Below are 24,153 nucleotides of genomic sequence, written 5' to 3' on the forward strand. Positions count from 1 at the left end.
AAGTTGGATTGACCAAGCCCCGTCGCGTCGTTTGGCGCGGCGGGGTTTTATGTTTTTGGAATGATTTTTCTTGTGTGGAAAGGGCTAAATCGGAACGCACGATATTGGCGATTCATGATTTTTTGCATGCCTGCCATTAAAAAAACGAATGCATAAGTTTTTGCAAAATTAGTCTAATCTTAAATTCTTGTACAAATTTGTCGTAAAAATGCAAAAAAGCAACAATGGCAAGTTGTGTTCGCTATAAAAAATGACATGGAATTAGCTGGGGATTGTAAAAGCTGCTGGCAAAAATCAGGGGCATAGTCTATTGATTTTCAAGCGCTAACATGATTTTTACGCATTTCTCCGTCAAACGGCACATTGGCGCGGGCCGCCGGACAGCGCGGATCATCCCTCAACAAATATTGACGGGAAGCAACAATCCTTAACACACTCGAAACACGGTCATGACGTTCGATTGTCGACGACCTGCAGTATCCAGCAAACGTTCGCCAGAAGCGTTGCTGGTTTCCGTGTGCAGTTAAGGAGAAATCAAGTTGAGAAGTCAAAAGAAGCAGCTAGTGCTTGCCCTGGCCATGGCCGGCATGGCGAGTCATGCGCCGTTCGCATTCGCCGCTGAGGCGAACTCCGGTCAGCTGGATCGGGTAGAGGTCACCGGTTCCAACATCAAGCGCAGCATCAAGCAGGAAAAAGCGCTGCCCGTCACTATTCTCAAAACCGAAGACCTGGCCAAGCAAGGCCTGACCACGGTGGAGCAGGTGGTCAACAGCATCGCCGCCAACCAGTCGTCGCAAGGTGCGGCAGCTGCAGTGGGCGCCTCTACGGGCGGTGCCGCGTTTGCAAGCTTGCGTGGTCTGGGCAATCAATACACCCTTGTGTTGCTGGACGGTCGTCGCATGGCCAATCAGGCGATTGACGGTACTTCCGCCGACCTGAACGCCATCCCTCTTTCCGTGATTGATCGAGTGGAAGTGTTGCTGGACGGCGCCTCCGCCATTTACGGCACCGACGCCATCGGCGGCGTGATGAACTTCATCACCAAGAAGAGCTTGAAGGGCTTCAGCATTGGAGGCAGTTTTTCCAATCCGCAGCACGGCGGCGGCGATGATAAAAACATCAATGTTTCCTATGGCTACGGGGATTTGGGTAACGACGGTTTCAATATTTACGGCGCCATCGATTACCAGAAAAAAGACCCAGTGATGGCATCTCAGCGCGGCTTTGCTTCGCTGATCAATAAAGATACCGGTTCCAGTCCCAATGCCTGGCCTGGCAATTATGTTGATGGGGTTACCGGGGACTTAATGACTCCGTCCGCACCGAATTGCCGGCCACCGTTCTCCACGTTCAATGGCGAAAACTGCCAGGAATATTACTCGCTGTACCCCAGCATTATTCCGGAGGTAGAGCAGATTTCCGGTGTGATCAAGGCCACTAAACGCATTGGCGACAATCACGAATTGTCGTTGCAATACACCCGCACCGAAACCACCACCACCTCCCAAAACGCGCCGTTGCCGACTGGGGGAGATATCACCCGCGCCAACGCGGTGGACCCGAGCAAGCGCGACCAGTTATATGTGCGTACCGTCCCGCTAGGTAATCGCGTGACTGAAGCCAATTCGGTCACGCAGCGCCTGATGCTGAATATGGAAGGCCTGATCGCCGGTTGGGATTATCGCGCCGGCATCGGCCGTTCGGAAAACCTGGTCAAGGAAAATCTGAACTCCGGCTACGTTAGCAAGAGCAAGATGCAGTCCGCGGTCGACAGCGGGGCTTTGGATCCGTTTGACTTGTCCGGCAATAATCTGGCGGCCTGGCGTTCGGTGGGCATAACCGGCCAGACCAAGGAAGCCAAGTCCACCATAGACATGGCCGACATCAAGGCTAGCCGCGAAGTGCTGCAACTACCGGCCGGGATGATGGCCATCGCCTTTGGCGCGGAGGTACGCCGCGAGTCTTTGAGCACGATCTACAACAAAGCGGTAACCCGCGATGCGCTGAGCACTGGTCAGAACAAGACCGAAGACGCCGCTGGCAGCCGCAACTCCTATTCGTTGTACGGCGAGGCGGATATTCCAGTTCTGAAGAACCTGGACGCGCAGTTGGCCGCGCGTTACGACCACTACAGCGACTCCGGCAGCTCTTTCAATCCCAAGGTGGCGGTGAAGTACCAGCCGCTGCCGCAGCTGATGTTCCGCTCCTCCGCCAGTACCGGTTTCCGTGCACCGTCTCTGTACAATATGCACAAGCCTAACCAGTTGCAGCTGACAGGCCGTGCCTATGTGGATTACGGTGCTTGCCCTAATGGCAAAACCCCGGTGCCGGGCGCGAACGCCTTAGCGTGCCAGAGTATTCAGCGGGATATCCGTTACGGCGGCAACAAGAACCTGGAGCCGGAAAAGTCGTCCTCCTTGTCCTTTGGCATCGTGATCGAGCCGGTGAAGAGCTTTACCGCCAGTGCCGACTTCTGGTGGACCATGATCAAGAATCAGATCAATGTGATCCCGGAAGATACTATCTTCGCTAATCCGTCCAAATATTCGGATCGCTTCATTCGCGATAGCAACGGCAATCTGTCTTATATCGTCGATGACTATTCCAACCTGGGTAATTTGAGCGCGGCCGGGGTGGACATCAAGATGAACTGGCTGTTGCCCAGGACCGCGATTGGCACTTTCAATGCGTCCCTGGATGGCACCTATCTGTCCAAGTACTCCTACCAGAAAGAGAAAGAGGGCCCGTACTTCAGCAACCTTGGATCTTACATCGATGCGAACGGTCCGGCTTTCCGCTGGCAGCACACTTTGTCGATGAACTGGTCGCTGGGCGCGTGGAGCGGGGTGCTGGCGCAGAACTATCGTTCCGGCTACACCGACAGCAACTCGAAGAAAGGTCAGAACAATACTGTGCGGCCTTACTCCACCTGGAATCTGTCTGGGTCCTACGCCTGGAACAAGCAGCTGACGGTGACCGCCGGCATCAAGAACCTGTTCGATCAAGAGCCGCCGTACTCCAACCAGAGCGATACCACGCCGCGTAGCTACGATCCGCGCTTTACCGATCCGATGGGCCGTTCCTTCTTCCTCAAGGCTAATTACAAGCTCTAAGGCGGCGGGACACTGGACGGGGCGGATCGGATCCGCCCTGTTCTCGGGCTCGGCGGCGCGCCGCCGCCGGGCGAATCAGAAGACAGTGGATATAAACATGACGAGCATCACAGCCAGAGGAATCGGCGGTCCCCCGCCCAAGCGCCGCATCGCGGGCTTGGTCGGCGTGGTCGTCTTCCATGCACTGTTGATCTACGCGCTGGTGTCGGGCCTGGCCCAGGGCGTGGTCAAAGTGATCCAGCAAAAAGTGGAAGTGGCGGTCATTAGCGAACCGCCGCCGCCTCCGCCGCCCCCTCCGCCCAAGATCGAGAAAGTGGTGCAGCCCACCGCCGCGCCCAAGCCGCAGGCCTACGTGCCGCCGGTGGTCAATCCGCCGCCGGTCACCTCCACGGCCAACGCGATCCAGTCCACCACCTCGGACCCGGCCCCGCAGCCGGCGCCCACCCCCGCCCCGGCGGTGGAAGCGCCCAAGGGCCCGGTGTCGGCCAAGGCCAACTGCACCCAGCTGCAAGCCCCGGAGTACCCGAGCAAGGCGCAGCAGGACGAGATCCAGGGCGTGGTGCGCGTGGCCTTCCAGGTGGGCGACAACGGCCGCTTCAGCCACATCGCCAATATTTCGTTCGACGGCGGCATCCCGCCGCGCTACCGCAGCGGCTTCCAGTCGGCGATCAGCGCCGCGCTGCAAGGCTACAGCTGCAAACCCAACAGCCTGTTGAGCCAGGAATTCGGCTTCAAACTCGATTCCGGCGAATGAGCGCGAGCGCGCCGCGACCGGAACAAGCAATCTTTAGGAGAACCAGAACATGAGCAAAATCACCCGCATCGCCTTCACCGCCGTGGCTCTGCTGAGCAGCCTGAACGCCCTGGCCGCCGAAACCGCCCACGTGACCAGCAACCCGTACGGCATCGACGCCCTGTGGGCGCAAGGCGACATCGTCGCGCGCGGCACCCTGATCATTCTGCTGATCATGTCCGCGGCCACCTGGTACGTGGGCATCGTCAAACTGCTGGAACAACGCCGCCTGCTCAAGCAAGGCCGCGAACTGCTGGCGTCGCACGGCGCGGAACTGCAAAAGCGCGCCAGCGAACTGGCCGACGAAGGCATGTTCAGCGCGGTGGCGGCAGCCGGCATTGAAGCGGCGGCCGAGCACAAGGGCGAACTGGCCGGGCGCGTGGACCTCAACACCTGGGTGTCGATGGCCATCTCCGACGCGGTGGATTCCGCCAGTCACCATATGCAAAACGGCCTGTCGGTAGTGGCCACCGTCGGCTCCACCGCGCCGTTTGTCGGCCTGTTCGGCACGGTATGGGGCATCTACCACGCGCTGACGGCGATCGGCATGTCGGGTCAGGCGTCGATCGACAAAGTGGCGGGCCCGGTGGGCGAAGCGTTGATCATGACCGCGATCGGCCTGGGCGTGGCGGTGCCGGCGGTGCTGGGATACAACTGGCTGGTGCGTCGCAACAAGCTGGTGCTGGACATGGTGCGAGTGGTGGCCGGCCGCCTGCACGCCAGCCTGCTGAACGCGCGCTGAGGCGGCGACGATGAAGGGGCGCAACGCAAGATTCGGCCAAGGCCACGGCAAGGGCGACGAAGACGCGGTGATGTCCGCGATCAACACCACGCCGCTGGTGGACGTGATGCTGGTGCTGCTGATCATCTTCCTGATCACGGTGCCGGTGGTGACGCAGACGGTGAAGATGGCCTTGCCGAAGGAAAGCAACATCCCGACGCAGACCAAGCCGGAGAACATCGTGCTGGGGGTGGACACCGGCAACACCATCTACTGGAACACCACGCCGGTGAAGACGCAGGAAGAACTGCTGGCGCGGCTGGTGAAGGAGGCGAAGAAGGACCCGCAACCGGAAGTGCACATTCGGGGCGACCTGGGGGCGAAGTACAGCCCGATAGGCCGGATCGTGCTGGCGGTGCAGCAGGCGGGGATCGTGAAGATCGCTTTTATTACCGAACCGCCGCCGCGGAACTAGAAGGGGCAGGAAGATGGGAATGAACGTAGGCTCGTCCGACGACGACCTGATGGTGGAAATGAACACCACGCCGCTGATCGACGTGATGCTGGTGCTGCTGATCATGCTGATCATCACGATTCCGATCCAGACGCACGCGGTGAAGCTGGACATGCCGGTGAGCAGTCCGGCGAAGCCGATGGAGAAGCCGGTGGTGGTGCAGATAGACATTGGGCCGGACAACGGGATCTTGTGGAACGGAGAGCGCTTGGCGAACCGGGAGGCCTTGGAGAAGAAGCTGACGGAAGCGGCGGCGCGGGCGCCGCAGCCGGAGTTTCATATCAAGCCGAACAAGGACGCTGGGTATGAGCCGGTGGCGATGGTGCTGGCGGAGTCGCAGCGTCTGGGGGTGACCAAGCTGGGCATCGTGGGATCCGAGCAGTTTGTGCAGTGAGCCCGCCGGTCTGGCCAAGGCACTCCTTATATATGGCTGTATTAATCTATATCTTGTCTTTGTCATGAAATTGACGTTTGACCCCTTGTGAGGAAAAGGCAGCCTTCGGGCTGCCTTTATCTTGCCATTGTGAGCCGGCCCGGCATTTTCACCGGAACCAAAACAATGAAAACAGGGCCGCAGAGAAATGGAGTGAAAGGAACCCCGATGAAAATCAAGTTAGCCCTGATGGCCGCCAGCTTGCTGCTGGCTTGGCAAGCGCAAGCCAGCGCCGTGTCCGGCATCGACAAACGGCATTTCGACAACGCGGTGCGTCCGCAAGACGACATCTATCACGCGGTCAACGGCGCCTGGGTCAAGCACGCGGTGCTGCCGGCGTCCGAAGACAATGACGGCGCCTTCAAGCAATTGCGCGACCTGAGCCAGGAGCGCAGCCGCAAGCTGATAGAGGAGGCCGCCGCCAAGCCGGGCGCCTCGGCTGAGGCGCAAAAGATCGGCGATCTGTACCACAGCTTCATGGACGAGGCCGCGCTGGACAAGCTGGGCCTGGCGCCGCTGCGGGGAGATCTGGCGGAAATCGCCGCCCTGAAGGACAAGCGCGCGCTGGCGGCATGGATGGGCGCGGCGCAGGGTCTGGGCGTGCAACAGCCTTTGGCCTTTTACGTTGAGGCGGACGCCAAGGACGCGCGTCAATACCTGGCAGGTTTGTATCAGAACGGCCTGAGCATGCCGGACCGCGACTACTACCTGGGCAAGGACGCGCGTTTCGAGAAGGCGCGCCAGGCCTACCGCGCCTATCTTGCCAAGCTGTTCAAGCTGGGCGGCTACAGCGAACCGGAACGGCGAGCCCAGCGGGTGTTCGCGCTGGAAACCAAGTTGGCGGAAGCCCAGTGGAGCAAGGTACAGAACCGCGATCCGCAAAAAACCTACAACAAGATGAGCGTGGCCGAGCTGAAAAAGCGGGCGCCGGGCTTTGACTGGCAAGTCTTCCTGAACGCGGCCGAGGCCGGCGGCGTCAGCGCCGTCAACGTCAACGTCAACCAGCCCAGCTATGCGCAAGCCTGGGCCAAGCTGGCGGCCGAGCTGCCGCTGCAAGACTGGCAGGACTATCTGACGGCGCAGACGCTGGACGCCTACGCGCCCTATCTGGACAGCGCCCTGGCGCAGACCCGTTTCGATTTCCACGGCAAGGCGCTGGCCGGCACGCTGGAGCAGCAGCCGCGCTGGAAGCGCGGGGTGAAAGCGGTAGAGGGCAATCTGGGGGAGGCTCTGGGCAAGCTCTACGTGCAGGCTTACTTCCCGCCGGAGTCCAAGGCCAAGATGGAAGCGCTGGTGGGCAATTTGATGAAGGCCTACGCCCAGAGCATAGACACGCTCAGCTGGATGAGCCCGGCCACCAAGAAGGCCGCGCAGGACAAGCTGTCCAAATACATGCTGAAGATAGGCTACCCCAATAAGTGGCGCGACTATGGCGGCCTGGAGATCAAGCGCGACGACCTGGTGGGCAATATCAAGCGAGGCTCCTTGTTCGAATATCGCCGCATGTTGGCCCGCTTGGGCAAGCCGGTGGATCGCGAAGAGTGGGGGATGACGCCGCAAACCGTCAACGCCTACTACAACCCGTCGCTGAACGAGATCGTATTCCCGGCCGCTATTCTGCAGCCGCCGTTCTTCGACGCCAAGGCGGATGACGCCGCCAATTACGGCGGCATCGGCGCGGTGATCGGCCATGAAATCAGCCATGGATTCGACGATCAGGGCAGCCAGTTCGACGGCGACGGCAATATGCGCAACTGGTGGACGGCGGAAGACCGCGCCCGTTTCGATCAGCTGACCGGCAAGCTGGTGGCGCAGTACAGCGGCTACGAGCCCCTACCGGGCAAGCACATCAACGGTGAGTTGACGCTGGGCGAAAACATCGCGGACAACGCCGGCCTGCAAATCGCCTATAAGGCCTACCAACTGTCCTTGGGCGGCAAGCCGGCGCCTACAATAGACGGCATGAGCGGCGACCAGCGCTTCTTCTATGGATTCGCCCAGGTGTGGCGCAACAAAATTCGCGACGAGGCCTTGCTGTCGCGCTTGGTGAGCGATCCGCATTCGCCCGGCGAGTTCCGGGCCATCGGCGCGGCGAGCAACAGCGACGCCTTTGCCGAAACCTTCGAAGTCAAGCCCGGCGACAAGATGTTCAAGCCGAAAGACGAACGCATCCGTATTTGGTAAGACCGTAGTTTGCGGCCTGCCACGCGCCGGCATGCAGGGAAAGGCCGGGCCCCCCCCCCGGCTTTTTCAATGAGCCGGCGCGTAGCATGGCTGCAATATGGCGGGCGCATAGTGGCAAGGGCTGGGCGCTTGAACCGGCTGGGGCTGACGGGAGCGGTTTGGCTGGACCCTCGGAGCAAAAACTCTAAAAAAATGGATTTTCCCATAAGGCCGGGGGATAATGCCGGCCAGCATTCAGGAGAGATAGGCTGATTTAATGAAGTGCGTTGACGATTTCAGACTGCGGCTGGGCAAGCAGGAGCTGGTGCCCATCATGATTGGCGGCATGGGTGTGGACATCTCCACCTCGGCGCTGGCGCTGGAAGCGGCCAGACTGGGCGGCGTGGGGCATATTTCCGACGCCATGGTGCCCACGGTCACCGACCGCCGCTTCAACACCAAATACGTCAAAGACAAGCTCAAACAGTACAAATTCAATGTCGAGAACAGCGACAAATCCGTCGTGCAGTTCGACTTGGGGTTGCTGGCGGAAGCCACCCGCATGCATGTGGGCAAGACCATGGAAGCCAAACGCGGCGATGGCCTGGTCTTCATCAACTGCATGGAAAAGCTGACCATGAACGCGCCCAAGGAAACCTTGCGCACGCGCATGCACGCCGCGCTGGACGCCGGCATCGACGGCATCACCCTCGCCGCCGGCCTGCACCTGGGCTCCTTCGCGCTGATGGAAGACCACCCGCGCTTCCGCGACGCCAAGCTCGGCATCATCGTCTCCTCGCTGCGCGCTCTGCAGTTGTTCCTGAAAAAGAGCGCGCGCAGCAATCGTCTGCCGGACTACGTGGTGGTGGAAGGCCCGCTGGCCGGCGGCCATTTGGGCTTCGGCATGGATTGGGCGCAATACGACCTGGCCACTATCGTCGCCGAAATCCGGGACTGGCTGCGGGCCGAGCAGCTGGACATTCCGCTGATTCCGGCCGGCGGCGTGTTCACTGGCAGCGATGCGACCAACTTCCTGGAAATGGGCGCCGGCGCGGTGCAGGTGGCTACCCGCTTCACCGTGGCACGCGAATGCGGTCTGCCGGAGAAAGTACAGCAGGAGTACTTCAAAGCCAATGAAGACGACATCGAAGTCAACCAGCTGTCGCCCACCGGCTATCCTATGCGCATGATCAAACACTGTCCGGCCATCGGCGACGGCATTCGCCCCAATTGCGAAGCCTACGGCTACCTGCTGGATGCCAAGGGCGGGTGTTCCTATATTGATGCCTACAACCGCGAAGTGGCCGCCCATCCCGGCGAGCGCCGCATCAAGGTGTGGGACAAGACCTGTTTGTGCACTCAGATGCGCAATTTCGATTGTTGGACCTGCGGGCAGAATACCTATCGTCTCAAAGACACTACAGTTCGGCGTGAAGACGGCAGCTATCAACTGCTCAGCGCCGAGCACGTGTTCCACGACTACCAATACAGCAAGGATCACCAGATCGCCTTGCCGGAGCTGGAGAGCATTGTTCTGGCTTGAGCGGGACAAGACGCGGCAGACTAAAAACCGGAAGCGAGGCTTCCGGTTTTTTTACGCGTTACGTATTTTCACGTAGTTACCTTGTGATTGTCATTATTTAAAATGGGAGCATAAATACCATTTAAATAATTTAAAATAATCACTCTAAGCCTCCGTGAACCATACCTTGATTCAGGCCGCCGTTTTGGGCGGCTTTCTTGTTCCCGCCGCCGGAGCGTCCGCGCTGGACGAACAAATTCTTCGGCATCAGCAACAGCAGTTGGAGCAGCAGCGGGAAGAGCTGCAACGGCGGCCCGACGTGCTGCAATCCCCATCCCCTCTCAATGCTGTCGCCGCGCCCGCTGTGGCTGAGCCGCATCAAGGGGCGTGCTTCGAGGTGAAGCGGATCGAGCTGGAGGGCATGCCCGCCGCCTGGCGCGGCTGGCTGCCCGCGGCGGCGGCTCGCTGGCAAGGCCGATGCCTGGGCTTGGTTCAGCTGGACCAAGTGGTGGCGGAGCTGAGCAATGCGATGGTGGAGCGCGGCTATGTCACCAGCCGGGTGTATCTGCCGGAGCAGAACCTGAGGCAGGGCCGCTTGCGGCTGGCGGTGGTGCCGGGACGCATCCATCAAATCCGGCTCAAGGATGGGCCGGGCGACCGCGGCCTGGCGTCCGCCTTTCCGCAGGGAGCCGGCGACATCCTCAATGTGCGCGCGCTGGAGCAGGGCTTGGAACAACTGGGGCGAGTGCCCACCCAGCAGGCGACAATGGAAATCGTGCCTGGACAACAGCCGGGCGAAAGCGATGTGGCGGTCAGCCGCAGCCGTGCGCGCCAGCTGACCGGGCAACTGAGCCTGGACGACAGCGGCCAGCCCGCCACCGGCAGGCTGCAGAGCAACGCCAGCCTGCTGCTGGGCGGCGCCACCGGCTTCAACGACCTGCTGTCCCTGTCCTGGAGCCAGGACGCCGAGCATATCGCCCATCCGCTGAGCCAGGCGCATACCGTGTCCTGGCTGCTGCCCTGGGGCGACTGGACCGCGTTTGCCAGCTATAGCGCGTTCGCCTACCGGCAAACGGTGCAGGCGATTAATCAGTCTTTCTCTTCCAGCGGCCACAGCCGCAATACCCAGCTGTCGCTGGCGCGCTTGCTGCACCGCGACCAGAGCAGCAAGACCGAACTCAAGGCCAGCCTGACCCGCAAGGCCTCGCGCAGTTTTATCGAGGACGCGGAAATCGCGCAGCAACGCCGCGACCTGACCATCGCCGGCCTGGAGCTCAGTCATCGCCGCTATCTGGGCGAAGCGGTGCTGGACGCCTCGCTGGGCTATCAGCGCGGCATCGGCGGCTGGGGCGCGCAAAACGAGGCGCAAACCGCCGCCGCCGGTTTCACCGCCCGCCATGAACTGTTCCAAAGCCGGCTGGCCTTGCAGCTGCCGCTGCGCCTGGGCGGCCAAACCTGGCGCTGGAGCAGCGAGCTGCGCGGCCAGTACAGCGCCGACCCGCTGCTGCCGTCCGAGCAGTTCTCCATCGGCAGCCGTTACACCGTGCGCGGCTTCAACAGCAACAGCCTCAGCGGCCGCGGCGGCCTGTATTGGCGCAATGAACTGAGCGCGCCGCTACCGGCCCCGGCCGGCGCGCAGCTGGAAGGCTATCTGGGCCTGGACGCCGGCCGGGTGTCGCATCCGGCTTACGCCGACGATACCAGCCGCAGCCTTTCCGGCTGGGCCGCCGGCCTGCGCGCGCAGTTGGCGGGCAAACTCAGCGCCGAGCTCAGCCATGAACGCGCGATGCGCCAACCGCAAGGCTGGAACCGGCCCGCCATCACCCATTTCAATCTGACCCTGCTCTGGCAATAAGCCTGTTTTGCCGAGCCCCCGGCCTTGAGCGTGCGTTCAAGGCCGGGCCCTGTCCTGTTTCGACGACGCCATCATGAACAAAACACTCTATCGCATCATCTTCAACCAAGCGCGCGGCCAACTGATGGCGGTGCAGGAAACCGCAAGCGGGCAGGGCAAGGGCGGTGGCCGCGGCCAGACTGCGGCGGGGGCGAGATTCGCCGCCGCGCGCGGCTTCGGCTTCAAACTATGCGCGCTGTGGGTGGGCGTCAGCCTGGGTAGCGTCGCGCTGGCGGCGGACATCGTGGCCGACCCCGGCGCGGCGGCCGGCAAGCGGCCGACGGTGATCCAGGCCAATAGCGGGCTGCCAGTGGTGCAGATCGCGGCGCCTACAGCCGCCGGCGTGTCCCACAACCAGTACCAGCAATTCAACGTCGGCCCCAAAGGGGTGGTGCTCAACAATAGCGCGCAAGTCGTCAACACCCAGCTGGCCGGCTATGTTGGCGGCAATCCCAATCTGGCCGGCGGCAGCGCCCGCATCATCCTCAACGAGGTCACCCACGCCAACCCCTCGCAGCTGAACGGCTATCTGGAAGTGGCCGGCCAGCGCGCGCAAGTGGTAGTGGCCAACCCATGGGGCATCAGCTGCAGCGGCTGCGGCTTCATCAACACCCAGCAAGCCATGCTGAGCACCGGCACGCCGCAGCTCAACGCCTTGGGCGCGCTGACCGGCTTCCAGGTCAACGGCGGCGCCGTCAGCATCAGCGGCACCGGCCTGAATGCCGGCAATGTCGATAAATTCGCCATCATCAGCCGCGCGCTGCAAGTCAATGCTGAACTGCACGCCAAGCAACTGGATCTGGTGCTGGGCCGCAACCAGGTGGACGCCGACACCCTGCAGGCGAGGCCGCTGGCGGCCGATGGTTCCGCCGCACCGGCCTTTGCGCTGGACGTGGCGCAACTGGGCGGCATGTACGCCAACGCCATCCGCCTGGTGGGCACCGAGGCCGGGGTGGGCGTCAATCAACAAGGCGAGATGGCCGCGCGCGCCGGCGATCTGCAGTTGACCAGCGCTGGCGACTTGTTGCTGAAGGGCAAGACCTTCAGTCAGCAAGACATGAAGCTCAACAGCGGCGGCAAGCTGGAGCACGGCGGCCAGACCCGCAGTCAGGGCGCGCTGCAAGTGGCCGCCGTCGGCGCGGCCCAGCTGGACGGCAGCCTGACGGCGGGCGGCGCGCTCGACATTGAAGCGGCCGCGGTGGCGGGCAAGGGCAGCGTGGCCGCCGGCGCACAAGCCGACGGCAAATTGGGCGAGACCGGCGCGCTGACGCTGCGCAGCCGCGCGAGCCTGGATTTCCATGGCGAATTGCTGGCCGGCGGCGACGCGAGCATTCAGGCGGGCAAGGCCCAGTTGCAGGGCGCGGTTCTAGGCGCCAGCCACGGCGATTTGCGGGTGACGGCGGACGGGGATTTGAACGCCTCGCAAGCCAAGCTGGGTGCTAAGGGCCTGGCTCGCTTGCACGCAGGCGAGGGCATCCAGCTGCGGCAAGGCGCGTTGAGCGCCGGACAACTAGAACTGCAGGCGAAGACGCTGGACAACCGCGGCGGCCTGATTGCGCAAAGCGGCGCGGCCGCCGGCTTGGTGGACGTGCAAGGGCTGCTGGACAACCGCGACGGCGTGATCGCCAGCCAGGGCAAAACGCTGACTGTGGACGCGGCGGCCATCGACAACCGACATGGCGAAATCAGCCACGCCGGCGCGGATACGCTGAGAGTGAGCGCGGACAAAATCGACAACCGCGAACAAGGCAAGCTGCACAGCGACGCCAAAGCCGAGATCAAGGCGGCGGAGCTCGACAACGCGCAAGGGCGATTGACCGCCTTGCAAGGCCTGGAGCTGAACGCCAGCGGCGCGCTGCGCAACGACGGCCTGCTGGGCAGCGACGGTCAGCTCAAGCTAACGGTTGGACAGCTGGAGAACGGCGCGGGCCTGATCCAGACGGGCAAGGATTTGCAGCTGACAGCCGCCAGTGTCAACAACGCCGACAAAGGCCAGATCCTGGCCTTGGGCAAGGACACCGCCAGCAGCCTGGAGATCAGCGGCCAGCTGAACAATCAGGGCAAGATTGTCGGCAATGCCGGGCTGGACATCAATGCCGCCAACATCGACAACCAAGGCGGCACGCTGCAGTCGGCCGGCCAGTTGAAGCTGGAGAAGCAAGCCAGCCTGAACAACGACGGCGGGCACATCGTCGCCAAGGACCTGAGCCTGAAGGGGAGAACGTTCAGCAACCAGGGCGGCGAAGTCTTCGCCCAGCAAGCGTTGGACGCTCAGCTGCGGCAGTTGAATAACGCCAAGGGCAGCCTGATTGGCTCGCAAAGTCTGAGTCTTAGCGCCAGCGAGGTGCTGCGCAATGATGGCCTGCTGGGCAGCGACGGTCAGCTCAAGCTAACGGTTGGACAGCTGGAGAACGGCGCGGGACTGATCCAGGCTGGTAGGGATTTGCAACTGACGGCGGCCAGCGTCAACAACGCCGACAAAGGCCAGATCCTGGCCTTGGGCAAGGATGTGGCCAGCAGCCTGGAGATCAGCGGCCAGCTGAACAACCAGGGCAAGATCGCCGGCAATACAGAACTGAAGGTTAACGCCGCCGACATCGACAACCACGTCGGCACGCTGCAGTCGGCCGGCCGGTTGAAGCTAGAGAAGCAAGCCGGCTTGAACAACGACGGCGGCCACATCGTCGCCAAGGATCTGAACCTGAAGGCGGACACGCTCAGCAATCAGGGCGGCGAAGTCTTCGCCCAGCAGCAGCTGGACGCCCAGCTGGGGCAACTGAACAACGCCAAGGGCAGCCTGATCGGCTCGCAAGGCTTTATCCTCAGCTCCAGCGATGTGTTGCGCAACGACGGCCTGCTGGGCAGCGATGGCACGTTCAAGCTAACGGTCGGCCAGCTGGAGAACGGCGTCGGCCTGATCCAGGCGGGCAAGGACCTGCAACTGACTGCGGCCAGCGTCAACAACGCCGACAAGGGGCAGATCCTGGCCTTGGGCAAGGACACCGCCAGCAACCTGGAGATCAGCGGCCAGTTGAACAACCAGGGCAAGATCGCCGGCAACGCACAGCTGGATATCAACGCCGCCGATATCGATAACCACGGCGGCACGCTGCAGTCGGCCGGCCGGTTGAAGCTAGAGAAGCAAGCCGGCTTGAACAACGACGGCGGCCACATCGTCGCCAAGGATCTGAACCTGAAGGCGGACACGCTCAGCAATCAGGGCGGCGAAGTCTTCGCCCAGCAGCAGCTGGACGCCCAGCTGGGGCAACTGAACAACGCCAAGGGCAGCCTGATCGGCTCGCAAGGCTTTATCCTCAGCTCCAGCGATGTGTTGCGCAACGACGGCCTGCTGGGCAGCGACGGCACGTTCAAGCTGACGGTTGGACAGCTGGAGAATGGCGCGGGCCTGATCCAGGCCGGCAAGGATTTGCAACTGACTGCGGCCAGCGTCAACAACGCCGACAAGGGCCAGATACTGGCCTTGGGCAAGGACACCGCCAGCAGCCTGGAGATCAGCGGCCAGCTGAATAACCAGGGCAAGATCGCCGGCAATACAGAACTGAAGGTTAACGCCGCCGACATCGACAACCATGTCGGCACGCTGCAGTCGGCCGGCCGGTTGAAGCTAGAGAAGCAAGCCGGCTTGAACAACGACGGCGGCCACATCGTCGCCAAGGATCTGAACCTGAAGGCGGACACGCTCAGCAATCAGGGCGGCGAAGTTTTCGCCCAGCAGCAGCTGGACGCCCAGCTGGGACAGCTGAACAACGCCAAGGGCAGCCTGATCGGCTCGCAAGGGTTCACCCTCAGCGCCAGCGAGGTGCTGCGCAACGACGGGCTGCTGGGCAGCGATGGCACGTTCAAGCTGACGGTCGGTCAGCTGGAGAACGGCGCGGGCCTGATCCAGGCCGGCAAGGATCTGCAACTGACGGCGGCCAGCGTCAACAACGCAGACCAAGGCCAGATCCTGGCCTTGGGCAAGGACACCGCCAGCAGCCTGGAGATCAGCGGCCAGTTGAACAACCAGGGCAAGATCGCCGGCAACGCGCAGCTGGATATTAACGCCGCCGACATCGACAACCACGTCGGCACGCTGCAGTCGGCTGGCCAGTTGAAGCTGGAGAAGCAAGCCGGCTTGAACAACGACGGCGGCCACATCGTCGCCAAAGACCTGAATCTGAAAGCGGACACGCTCAGCAATCAGGGCGGCGAAATCCGCCACTTGGGACAGTCCATGGCGCAATGGCAGGTGCGCCAGCGTCTCGACAATCAGCAAGGCACCTTGTTCAGCAACGGCGGCCTGACGCTTGCGGCCCAATCGCTGAACAACCAGCAGGGCTCGTTGAGCAGCCTGGGCGCGCAATCATTGCAGTTGGCCCAAGGCCTGGACAATCAGGGCGGCGCCTTGGTCAGCGGGCAGGGGCTGCAATTGCAGCTGGGCGCGGCCTTGAACAACCAGGGCGGCACGGTGCAGGCCGAATCCCTGCAACTGCACGCGGCCAGCCTGGGCAATCAGGGCGGCAGCATCAAGGCGCTGGGAGCCGGCGACGGCAAGGTCGCCATCGGCGGGACGCTGGACAACTCCGCTCAAGGCCTGTTGGCCGGCAATGGCCGTCTGGAGGTGAGCGCCTTGGCCTTGGACAACCGCCAGGGCGTTTTGCAAAGCGCGGCCAAGCTGGACGTGCAAGTGGCGCAACTGGCTCAGAACCAGGGCGGCAAGATCCAGGCCGGGCAGCTGCAGCTGAAAGCCGCCGAGCTGAACAACCAGCAAGGTCTGCTCAGCCAGGCCGGTGACAGCGCGGCCAAGCTGGAGTTAAGCGGCCAGCTGGACAATAGCCGGCAGGGCAAGGTGCTGTCCAACGGCCAGCTGCAGGTGACGGCGGCGGACTTGCTGAATGCCGGCGGCACGCTCAGCAGTCAGGGCGATTTGCAACTCAGCGCGAGCGGAGCGCTGGACAATCGCCAGGGCGCTTTGGGCAGCAACGGCGCTTTGAAGTTGGACAGCGCCAGCGTGGACAATGCCGGCGGCCTGATCCAGGCCGGCCGCACCTTGAGCTTGGACAGCGGCAGCTTGCTCAACCAGGGCGGTAAGCTGTTGGCGCTGGGCGGCGGCGACAGCCGCGTGACGCTTAGCGGGCAATTGAACAACGGCGGCCAGATCGCCGGCAACGGCGATTGGCGGATCAAGGCGCAAGGACTGGACAATGCCGGCGGCAGCCTGCTGAGCGTGGGCAGCCTGGGTATAGACGCCGTGACGCTGGGTAATTCCGGCTCTTTCCTGGCTGGCAAGGACTTAAACCTGACCCTGGCCAGCGACTTCATCCATGTCGCGGGCAGCAAGTTGCAGGCCAATGGCAAGCTCAGCATCAGCAGCAGCGGCAATCTGATCAATAGCGGCCAGTTGCAGGCCGGCGGCGATTTGGTTTTGAGCGGCGTTAGCTGGACCAATAGCGGCGAGGTCAACGCCGGGGGCAAACTCAGCGCTGCGCTGAGCCAGGCGCTGAGCAATAGCGGCAAGCTCAGCGCCGGCGCCTTGCAACTGAACGCCGCCAGCGTGTTGAACACCCACTCCATCACCGGCGGCGATATCTCCATCCAGGCCGCCAGCCTGGACAACGGCGGCAGCCAGGGTCTGATCGCCTCTGCCGGCAATATGGCGCTGGATATCGGGCAAACCCTGAATAATCACGACGGCAGCTGGTTGTATAGCCAGGGGGATATGCGCATCGGCAAGGCCGGAGCGGCCGCAGGGCAGGTGATTAACCATGTGGCGACATTGCAGTCCGATGGCAATATGTTTATTGATGCGGGGAGGGTGAGTAATGAGGCAAGCCCTGTGGCAATTAGCCAGAGCTCTAGTAAATCCATTCAAACTAAAACAACGTTTAAGGGGTATGGGGCGGCAGCAAAAACTTCGTTATTTAATCAAGTTAGAAGTGGCGAGGTTTCATTTTCTGGATTTAATTTTTCGAGTAGTTGTCCGGAGCAAGGGTGTGACATGTATGGTGCTGATTTTCACACTTTTAAAATTATTGGGGTGAATTCGGATAGGCGTTCAATTACTGTGATAGACCCTAATGGGGTTGTGTTGCAAGACATAAGTCAGTCTTATACTAAAACGGGTGGAAGGAATGAAGGGCAATTGGTGTTGGTTTATGGCGAAGTCAAGGTGCTATCCCTTCCTGGTCAGCCCTTTGAGCTCTATTACTTTGGTGAGCCTAGAAATGGACAGTATTCGGTCATAGGCCTCGATTACGGAGTCACTCCGTTTGATCCAAACGTACACCTGTTGCCAAGTGCTTGGGCGAACTACGCCGTTAAGGGGCGCGACTTGGTTGCTGCTCAGGATGAAGTTTCTAGAACAACTACAACCCAAGTAGCTATAGATGTTGCAAGTGGGTCTACTGCTCGAGCAAGCTTATTAGCTGGGCGCTCACTGGTTGTTAACTCATCTTCAATAGAGAATAAGTATAGCTCTATCTCTGTGGGGGAAGATTTGACATTGTTGGCTGGGAATAAGGTTAATAACATTGGCCAGCAGCTTTTAAAGACAGTTACAACAACTACCCAAAGTAACTTTTTATGGGGAAGGACAGCCTCCCCAATTGTTGATACGCACACAGAAGTGTTAGGGTCGCTAGATGCCACCATTAGCACTGGCCAAAAACTCTCACTACAAGCCCCCACCATTTCCAACGGTAAGGCTTCGCAACTCGACATCTCTCTAACTACCGGCAATAACCAGCCCGCAGCAGCGGTGGTAAACACCGCGGCGGGCAAGGCTTTGACGCAAGCCGATGGCGACGCGGCCAGTGCGGGCAAGAAGCTGGGCGGCAAGCCGCTGGATGCCCTTGCCTCCGCGCAAGCGTTGGCTGGGCCGCTGACTGGCGCGCAAGCGGCGGCGGATCTGCAAAAGTCCGCTGTGACCAGCCAAGCCGGCGCGCAGTGGGACGGGACCAAAACCTCGGTGTTGCCGCAGCAAGTGTTGCTGGAGTCCGCCGGCACCAAGGCGGCCAACCCGGTGGCCGGCGGCTATAGCCTGCCTAATAACGGCCTGTTCCAGACGCGCCCGGCGCCGGCGCAGCCCTACCTGGTGGAAACCGACCCGCGCTTCACCCAGTACAACAACTTCATCTCGTCCGACTACCTGCTCAAACAATTGGGCTACGACCCCAGCCGCGTGGAAAAACGCCTGGGCGACGGTTTCTACGAGCAGCAACTGGTCAGCCGCGCGGTGACCGAGCTGACCGGCAAGCGCTTCATCGGCGGCAACGCCAACGCGACGCAGCAGTACCAGCAATTGATGAGTCAGGGCGCGGAATACGCCAAGCAATTCCAATTGACGCCGGGCGTGGCGCTGTCCGCGGAGCAGATGTCCCGTCTCACCGCGGACATGGTGTGGCTGGTGAAGCAGAATGTCGACAGCCACGATGTGCTGGTGCCGGTGGTTTATCTGGCCAAGGCGCAGGAGCAATCGCTGCGCGGCCAGGGCGCGGTGCTGGCCGGCAGCCATATGGAGCTGCTGGCCGATGGCTCGCTGATCAACAGCGGCACATTGAAAGCAGACAACAGCCTGTTGGCGCAAGCGGGCGATATCCGCATCGAAGGCGGAAAAGTGCTGGCGGGCGGCGACCTGGGTCTTGGCGCTCGCCACGATCTGAGCGTTAGCGACGACAAGCAACACAGCCAGGCCGGCAGCGTGATCCAGGCAGGCAGCCTGCAGCTGCAGGCCGGCAATGATCTGAAGCTGCAAGCCGCGCAGCTGCAGGTCGGCGGCGACGCGCAACTGCAGGCCGGCCGCGATCTGGGCATCGCCAGCCGCGAAAACCGCTACAGCCATGCCGGCAACACCGGCCGCAGCCAGTACAGTTATCAGCAAGTCGACCATGTCGGCAGCACGCTGCAAGTGGGCGGCAGCCTGGGTTTCAACGCCGGGCACGACCTCACGCTTAGCGGCGCGGAGGTCAAGGCCGGCGGCAAGCTGCTGGCCGTGGCCGGCAATGAGCTGACCCTGCAATCCACATTGGACAGCAAGCAAGGCCAGGGTAGCTGGAATGGCTGGGGTTGGGGCGCGTACTCGACGCTGGACCAGACCCGCCATGCCTCCCAGCTGCAGGCTGGCGGCGATATGCTGCTGCAAGCCGGTGGCAATCTAGCCCTCAACGGCTCCCAGGCCCAGGCCGGCGGCGGCCTGCTGGCGCTGGCCGGCAAGCAACTGACGCTACAGAGCGAGGCCAACACCAAGCAAGATATCGGCAGCAGCGGGGGCAGCAGTCACAACTGGCGGACCGATTCCCTGACCGTGGCCGGTCTCTCCGGCAAGAACGACTTGCAACTGCAAGCCGGCGGCGACGCCTTGCTGAACGGCGCCAGCCTGCTCAGCGGCGGCAAGCTGGGCCTGTCCGCCGGCAACGACATCAAACTGGGCGCGGTGGCCACTGAGAACCGCAGCGACAACAGTTGGGGCCAGGATGTCCACAATAATTACGACTTCACCCAGCACGGCAGCGCGCTGCGGGGAGAGACGGGGCTAACGCTGTTGGCCGGCCGGGACATCGCAGCTCAGGCCGCCAGCCTGTCCAGCGACGGCGAAGCCGCGCTGGCGGCGAGACGCGACGTCAGCTTGGGTTCGGTGGCGAATCTGCACAGCGATTACAGCAAGACGGTGCGTTCGTCCGGCGGCTTCATGCGCAAGAAAACCACGGTGGACATTAGTTCTCACCAGAGCGCCACCCAGGTGGGCAGCAATCTGTCGGCGGACAAGGTCGCCGTCAGCGCCGGGCGCGATCTGGGCATCCAGGCGAGTCAGGTGGCGAGCACGGACACGGCATCGCTACAAGCGGGCAACGACATCCGCGTCCAGGCCGGCACCAATGCCAGCCAAAGTTTCCAGTACCACTACGAGAAGAAGTCCGGTTTCTTCGGCACGGGCTGGGGCGGCTTCATGATAGGCAGTAAAGAGCTGAGCGACGCGATGAACGCCCAAGGCACCACCCAGAGCCAAAGCAAGAGCCTGGTGGGCAGCTTGAAGGGCGACTTAACGGTGCAGGCCGGCGGCAAGCTGCTGGTGCAGGGCAGCAGCCTGAGCGCCTTGAACGGCGACGTGGCGGTGGGGGCCAACTCCGTGCTGGTGCAGGATGGCCGGGACGTCATGGTGGTGGACCGCAGCCATGTGGAGAAGCAAAGCGGCTTCTCCATGAAAACCGTCAATACGCTGAAGGACACTTTCGACAACCTGAAAGAGATCGTCAGCACCCGCCACGGTTTTGGTCTGGTCAAGGGCGTGGGCGCGGAGATCTCCGCCTTCGCGCTGTCCAGCAGCAGCCAGGATATGTCCTATTCCTCGCTGGAGCAGGGCTATCAGCAACATAACCGCACCGTCAGCAGCGTGGGCAGCGCCATCCTGGCCGGTGGCGACATCAAGCTGCTGGCCAGCGGCAAGCCGGAGCAACTGCCGGGCAATGGAGACTTGTCCGTCGTCGGCTCCAGTTTGCAGGCCGGGGGCAAGGTGGACTTGTTCGCCAAGGGCAATGTCGACATTCTGGCGGGCGTCAACGACAGGCAAGACAGTTTCAGCAGCTACAGCCACGCTTCGCGCGCCTCTTTGTACACGCCGCAGCTTGGCGATCTGGTTCGCGCGCTGGAGGGCGTGCCCAACCACAGCGGCACCTCGCTCACGCCGTACAACCAGGCGCGGCAAGACGGCAACGGCAGGCAGAACGACCAGCAACTCAACCCCAGCCAGGTTCGTGGCGAGCAAGTCCGGGTGGTCAGCCTGGGCGGCGACGTCAATGTGGTGGGCTCTGCGTTGCAGGGGGTGAAGGACGTGACCGTGGCGGCGGATCAAGGCAGCGTCAACGTGCTGGCCGCCACCGCTCATTACCAGTTCAGTCAGGACAACAAGGGCTTCACCCTGGGCAATGTCGGCGGAGGCAATCACTCCGCCACGGTCGGTGTCCAGCACACAGAGGACAAGGCGTCGGGCAGCGGCAGTCAGCAAAGCGCAGCCCTCAGTCAGATCACCAGCCTGCAAGGCAATGTCGCGCTCAGCGCCGCCGACGCGGTGCGAGTGGCCGGAGCCCAACTGGCGGCGGGGCAGGATTTGACCTTGAGCGGCAAGTCCGTGCAAATCCGGCCCGGCGTGGATCAGGATAGCCGCGTCGAAACCCATCACATGGACCAATGGGGCGTCACCGCCGGAGTCAGCAGCCCTGTGCTCAGCGCGCTGGATGCGGTGGATAAGATGGGCCAGGTGGCGGCGGGCGGGCAGAATGCCGATTCGCGCACCCGCGCCTTGGCAACGGGCACCGCAGCATTGGCCGCGTACAACGGGTATAAAGCGGCTCAGGCGGCGGCTGACGGTCAATTGGTGTCAGCCAGCGTCACCATCGGCGCCAACCGCAGCGACAGCAAGCAGGAAAGCCAGTCCCTCACGCATACCGACACCCGGTTGGAGGCGGGGCGAGATTTGCTGATACAGGCCAGCGGCGGCGGGAAGGACTCCAATATCGATATCGTCGGCAGTCAATTGCAGGCCGGCCGCAACGCGACGCTGAAGGCGGACAATCAAGTTGCGCTGCAGTCGGCGCAGGACAGCAGCAGCTTGCGCGGCGAGAACAGCGGCTCCGGCTGGGGCGTGGGCATCGGCGCTTCTTTCGGCCAGGGGGGCTTCAGCGTTGGCGTCACCGCCAACGCCAACCACTCCTTCGGCCGCGAAAGCGGCGACACCGTCGATCAACGCCACGCCACGGTAAACGCCGGCAATACCTTGACCCTGCAATCCGGCGGGGACGCCGTGCTCAAAGGCGCGGAGGCGCGCGGCCGGGAGATCGTGGCCAATGTCGGCGGCAATCTGGACATCCAGAGCCAGCAAGACCTGCACCAGTACCACAGCAGCGGAAAGAGCCTGGGCGGCAGCGTCACCGTTGGACTCGGCTTCAGCGCCAGCGGCAGTTACAGCCAGCAAAAGATGGACAACGACTACGCCAGCGTGCAGAACCAGTCCGGCCTCAAGGCCGGAGACGGCGGCTTCCAAGTGGCGGTCAAAGGCAATACCCATCTCATGGGCGGCGTCATCGCCAGCAGCGACAAGGCGGTGGCGGACGGCAAGAATAGTTTGAGCACCGGCACGCTGACCGTCGGCGATGTGCAAAACCACGCCAACTACAGCGGCAGCAGCATCAGCCTGGGTGGCAGCGGCAGCATGAAGGGTGGAGACGTCAAGTTTGGCTCCATGGACGCTGTGGGCGGGCAAGATATCCATGCTCAGCAATTCGGCAACGGAGGCGGGGCCAACGCCTTCGGCGCGATAGCAGCCCATGAGAGCGCGGACAGCGTCACCCGCGCCGGCGTCAGCGGCGGCAAACTGAGCATCGCCGACAGCGCCGGCCAGCAAGCCTTGACCGGCCAGACGGCGGAGCAAGCCGCCGCGGCGCTCAACCGCGATGTCAGCAGCGACAGGGACGGCGCAAATTCCCTGCAGGACAAGTTCGACAAGCAGCAATTGCAAACCACCTTCGCCGTGGTGCAGGCGCTGACCGAACAGGTCAGCGTGTTCACCGCCGCCAAGGCCGCGGAAGCCAAGGCGGCGAAGGAAGAAGCGGACAAGGCGCAAAAGGATCCGGCCAAGAGCGATGTGGAGAAGGAGCGCCTGCAAGCGACGGCGGCCAATGCCGCCAAGTGGGCGCCAGGCGGGGCCTACAGCCAGATCCTCACAGCGGTCACCGCCGGTATCGGCGGCAATGTGGCCAACGGCCTTGGCGGCATGGCGCAAAACGCCGGCATCGCCTATCTGCAAGGGCTGGGCGCTCAGCAGGTGAAAGCGCTGGTTGACGGGATGGAGGGCGGCGCTAAAACGCCGGAAGGCGAAATTGTTCGCGCAGTGCTGCACGCCGCGCTGGCCTGCGGCGGAGCCAGCGCCAGCGGGCAGAGTTGCGGCGCGGGAGCCGCCGGGGCCGCCGCAGCGGTGGCGTTGAACAATGCTTTGGATGCGTTGCAAAAAACCAGCCCGGACACCATGACGGCGGAACAGAAGTTGCAACGAGAAAGCCTGGTGAGCGGCTTGCTGGCGGGCTTGTCTGCTGCCACGGGAGGGACGGACACCGCCGCGACTACGGTGAATGCGGCGAAGACGGAGTTGGAAAATAACCAGTTTGGGGATAGTACTGTAGACCAGTATCTCTATGCTGGGAAAAGTCGTGGAATCAGAGCATTAGTTGAGAAAGCAAATCAGAAGGGCAGCTCCCAAGGCTTGGTGCTGGCTGCCGCCTTCCTAACGGCTCAAGGCACTCCCGCAGCTATTGCAGCGGCTAGAGCGTGTATGAGTAACCCGCTTTGTCTTAATGAGCTGGCTATCACATTAGGCGAGTTTGCTGCAGGGGATGCTCTACCATCTGGTTTAGGGGGGGGAGCCCTTGTTGAAGCTTCACGTCGTTATGTTAGGCTTAATAGTGCGGGGCAAAAGGAGCAGGCAAAAGAGGTTTTGAAGGACATTTCGAAGCTGATTCAAGACTTTCCCGTAAGTACATCAACAGTTAGATATTTGGATAATACTAGTGCGCCAGAGATTAGGGCGAGGTTGCTTGTTGCGGTGAAAAGTGTTAGGCGAGAATTTGCCGATGTGGGTAATGCTGCTTTTGCTGAAGTGAATATTCCCGCTTTGTCTAAGGAGCCATTGGTGATGAAGGCGTTTAGTCGATATGATGAAGCTTGGGACGAATTTACTCCAAAACCTAGTGGTGATATGAGTTCATGGATTCTTAAGCCTCAGGCAGCAACAGTGAAATACTTGAATTCCGCGAGGGCTTATTTGAGGGATAGTGATACTGAGTTTAAAATTTTAGAAAACATTGCTCAAAAATTGGGTCCATCTTCAAACGTGTCTGGAACGATAAATCTTTTATCTGAGAAGGCTGTGTGTCCTAGTTGTCGTAGCGTGGTGGATCAGTTTAGGTTGCGTTATCCTAATATTAAGCTGAATGTGTTTACGGAGTAGGAGGTT

At 61.7% G+C, this 24,153-nt stretch carries 9 protein-coding genes; all 9 read left to right on the forward strand.

Annotated elements, in window-relative coordinates:
* The first annotated feature begins 539 nt into the window (after positions 1–539).
* The 9 genes from GYH29_RS08650 to GYH29_RS08690 all read left to right on the forward strand — a co-directional run bounded on the left by GYH29_RS08650 (position 540) and on the right by GYH29_RS08690 (position 24,147).
* A complete protein-coding gene (locus tag GYH29_RS08650) occupies positions 540–3,113 on the forward strand; it encodes a TonB-dependent receptor (protein WP_232060541.1) in 2,574 nt (857 codons plus the stop codon).
* 97 nt (positions 3,114–3,210) lie between these two features.
* Positions 3,211–3,867 (forward strand): energy transducer TonB, encoded by a 657-nt coding sequence (locus GYH29_RS08655; protein ID WP_081576017.1) that lies wholly within the window; start codon positions 3,211–3,213, stop codon positions 3,865–3,867.
* A gap of 49 nt (positions 3,868–3,916) precedes the next feature.
* Positions 3,917–4,648 (forward strand): MotA/TolQ/ExbB proton channel family protein, encoded by a 732-nt coding sequence (locus GYH29_RS08660; protein ID WP_043594717.1) that lies wholly within the window; start codon positions 3,917–3,919, stop codon positions 4,646–4,648.
* Positions 4,649–4,658: 10 nt separating this feature from the next.
* Positions 4,659–5,102, forward strand: coding sequence for an ExbD/TolR family protein (locus GYH29_RS08665; protein WP_043631007.1), 444 nt, complete (start codon positions 4,659–4,661; stop codon positions 5,100–5,102).
* A 13-nt stretch (positions 5,103–5,115) separates the two neighbouring features.
* Positions 5,116–5,535 (forward strand): ExbD/TolR family protein, encoded by a 420-nt coding sequence (locus tag GYH29_RS08670; protein ID WP_043592074.1) that lies wholly within the window; start codon positions 5,116–5,118, stop codon positions 5,533–5,535.
* Positions 5,536–5,742: 207 nt separating this feature from the next.
* The gene (locus tag GYH29_RS08675; RefSeq protein ID WP_161523538.1) at positions 5,743–7,758 is read left to right on the forward strand and encodes a M13 family metallopeptidase; all 2,016 of its coding nucleotides are present in this window, start codon (positions 5,743–5,745) and stop codon (positions 7,756–7,758) included.
* A 256-nt stretch (positions 7,759–8,014) separates the two neighbouring features.
* On the forward strand, positions 8,015–9,280 hold the full coding sequence (locus tag GYH29_RS08680; RefSeq protein WP_019101832.1) for a nitronate monooxygenase: 1,266 nt from the start codon (positions 8,015–8,017) through the stop codon (positions 9,278–9,280).
* 154 nt (positions 9,281–9,434) lie between these two features.
* Entirely contained in the window at positions 9,435–11,114 is a 1,680-nt protein-coding gene (locus tag GYH29_RS08685) for a ShlB/FhaC/HecB family hemolysin secretion/activation protein (RefSeq protein ID WP_161523539.1), read from the forward strand.
* A 73-nt stretch (positions 11,115–11,187) separates the two neighbouring features.
* Complete coding sequence (locus GYH29_RS08690; RefSeq protein ID WP_161523540.1) at positions 11,188–24,147, forward strand: hemagglutinin repeat-containing protein; 12,960 nt, start codon at positions 11,188–11,190, stop codon at positions 24,145–24,147.
* Positions 24,148–24,153: the final 6 nt, after the last annotated feature.

Source organism: Chromobacterium haemolyticum (assembly GCF_009936155.1).
In the GTDB taxonomy this organism is placed as follows: Bacteria; Pseudomonadota; Gammaproteobacteria; order Burkholderiales; family Chromobacteriaceae; genus Chromobacterium; species Chromobacterium haemolyticum.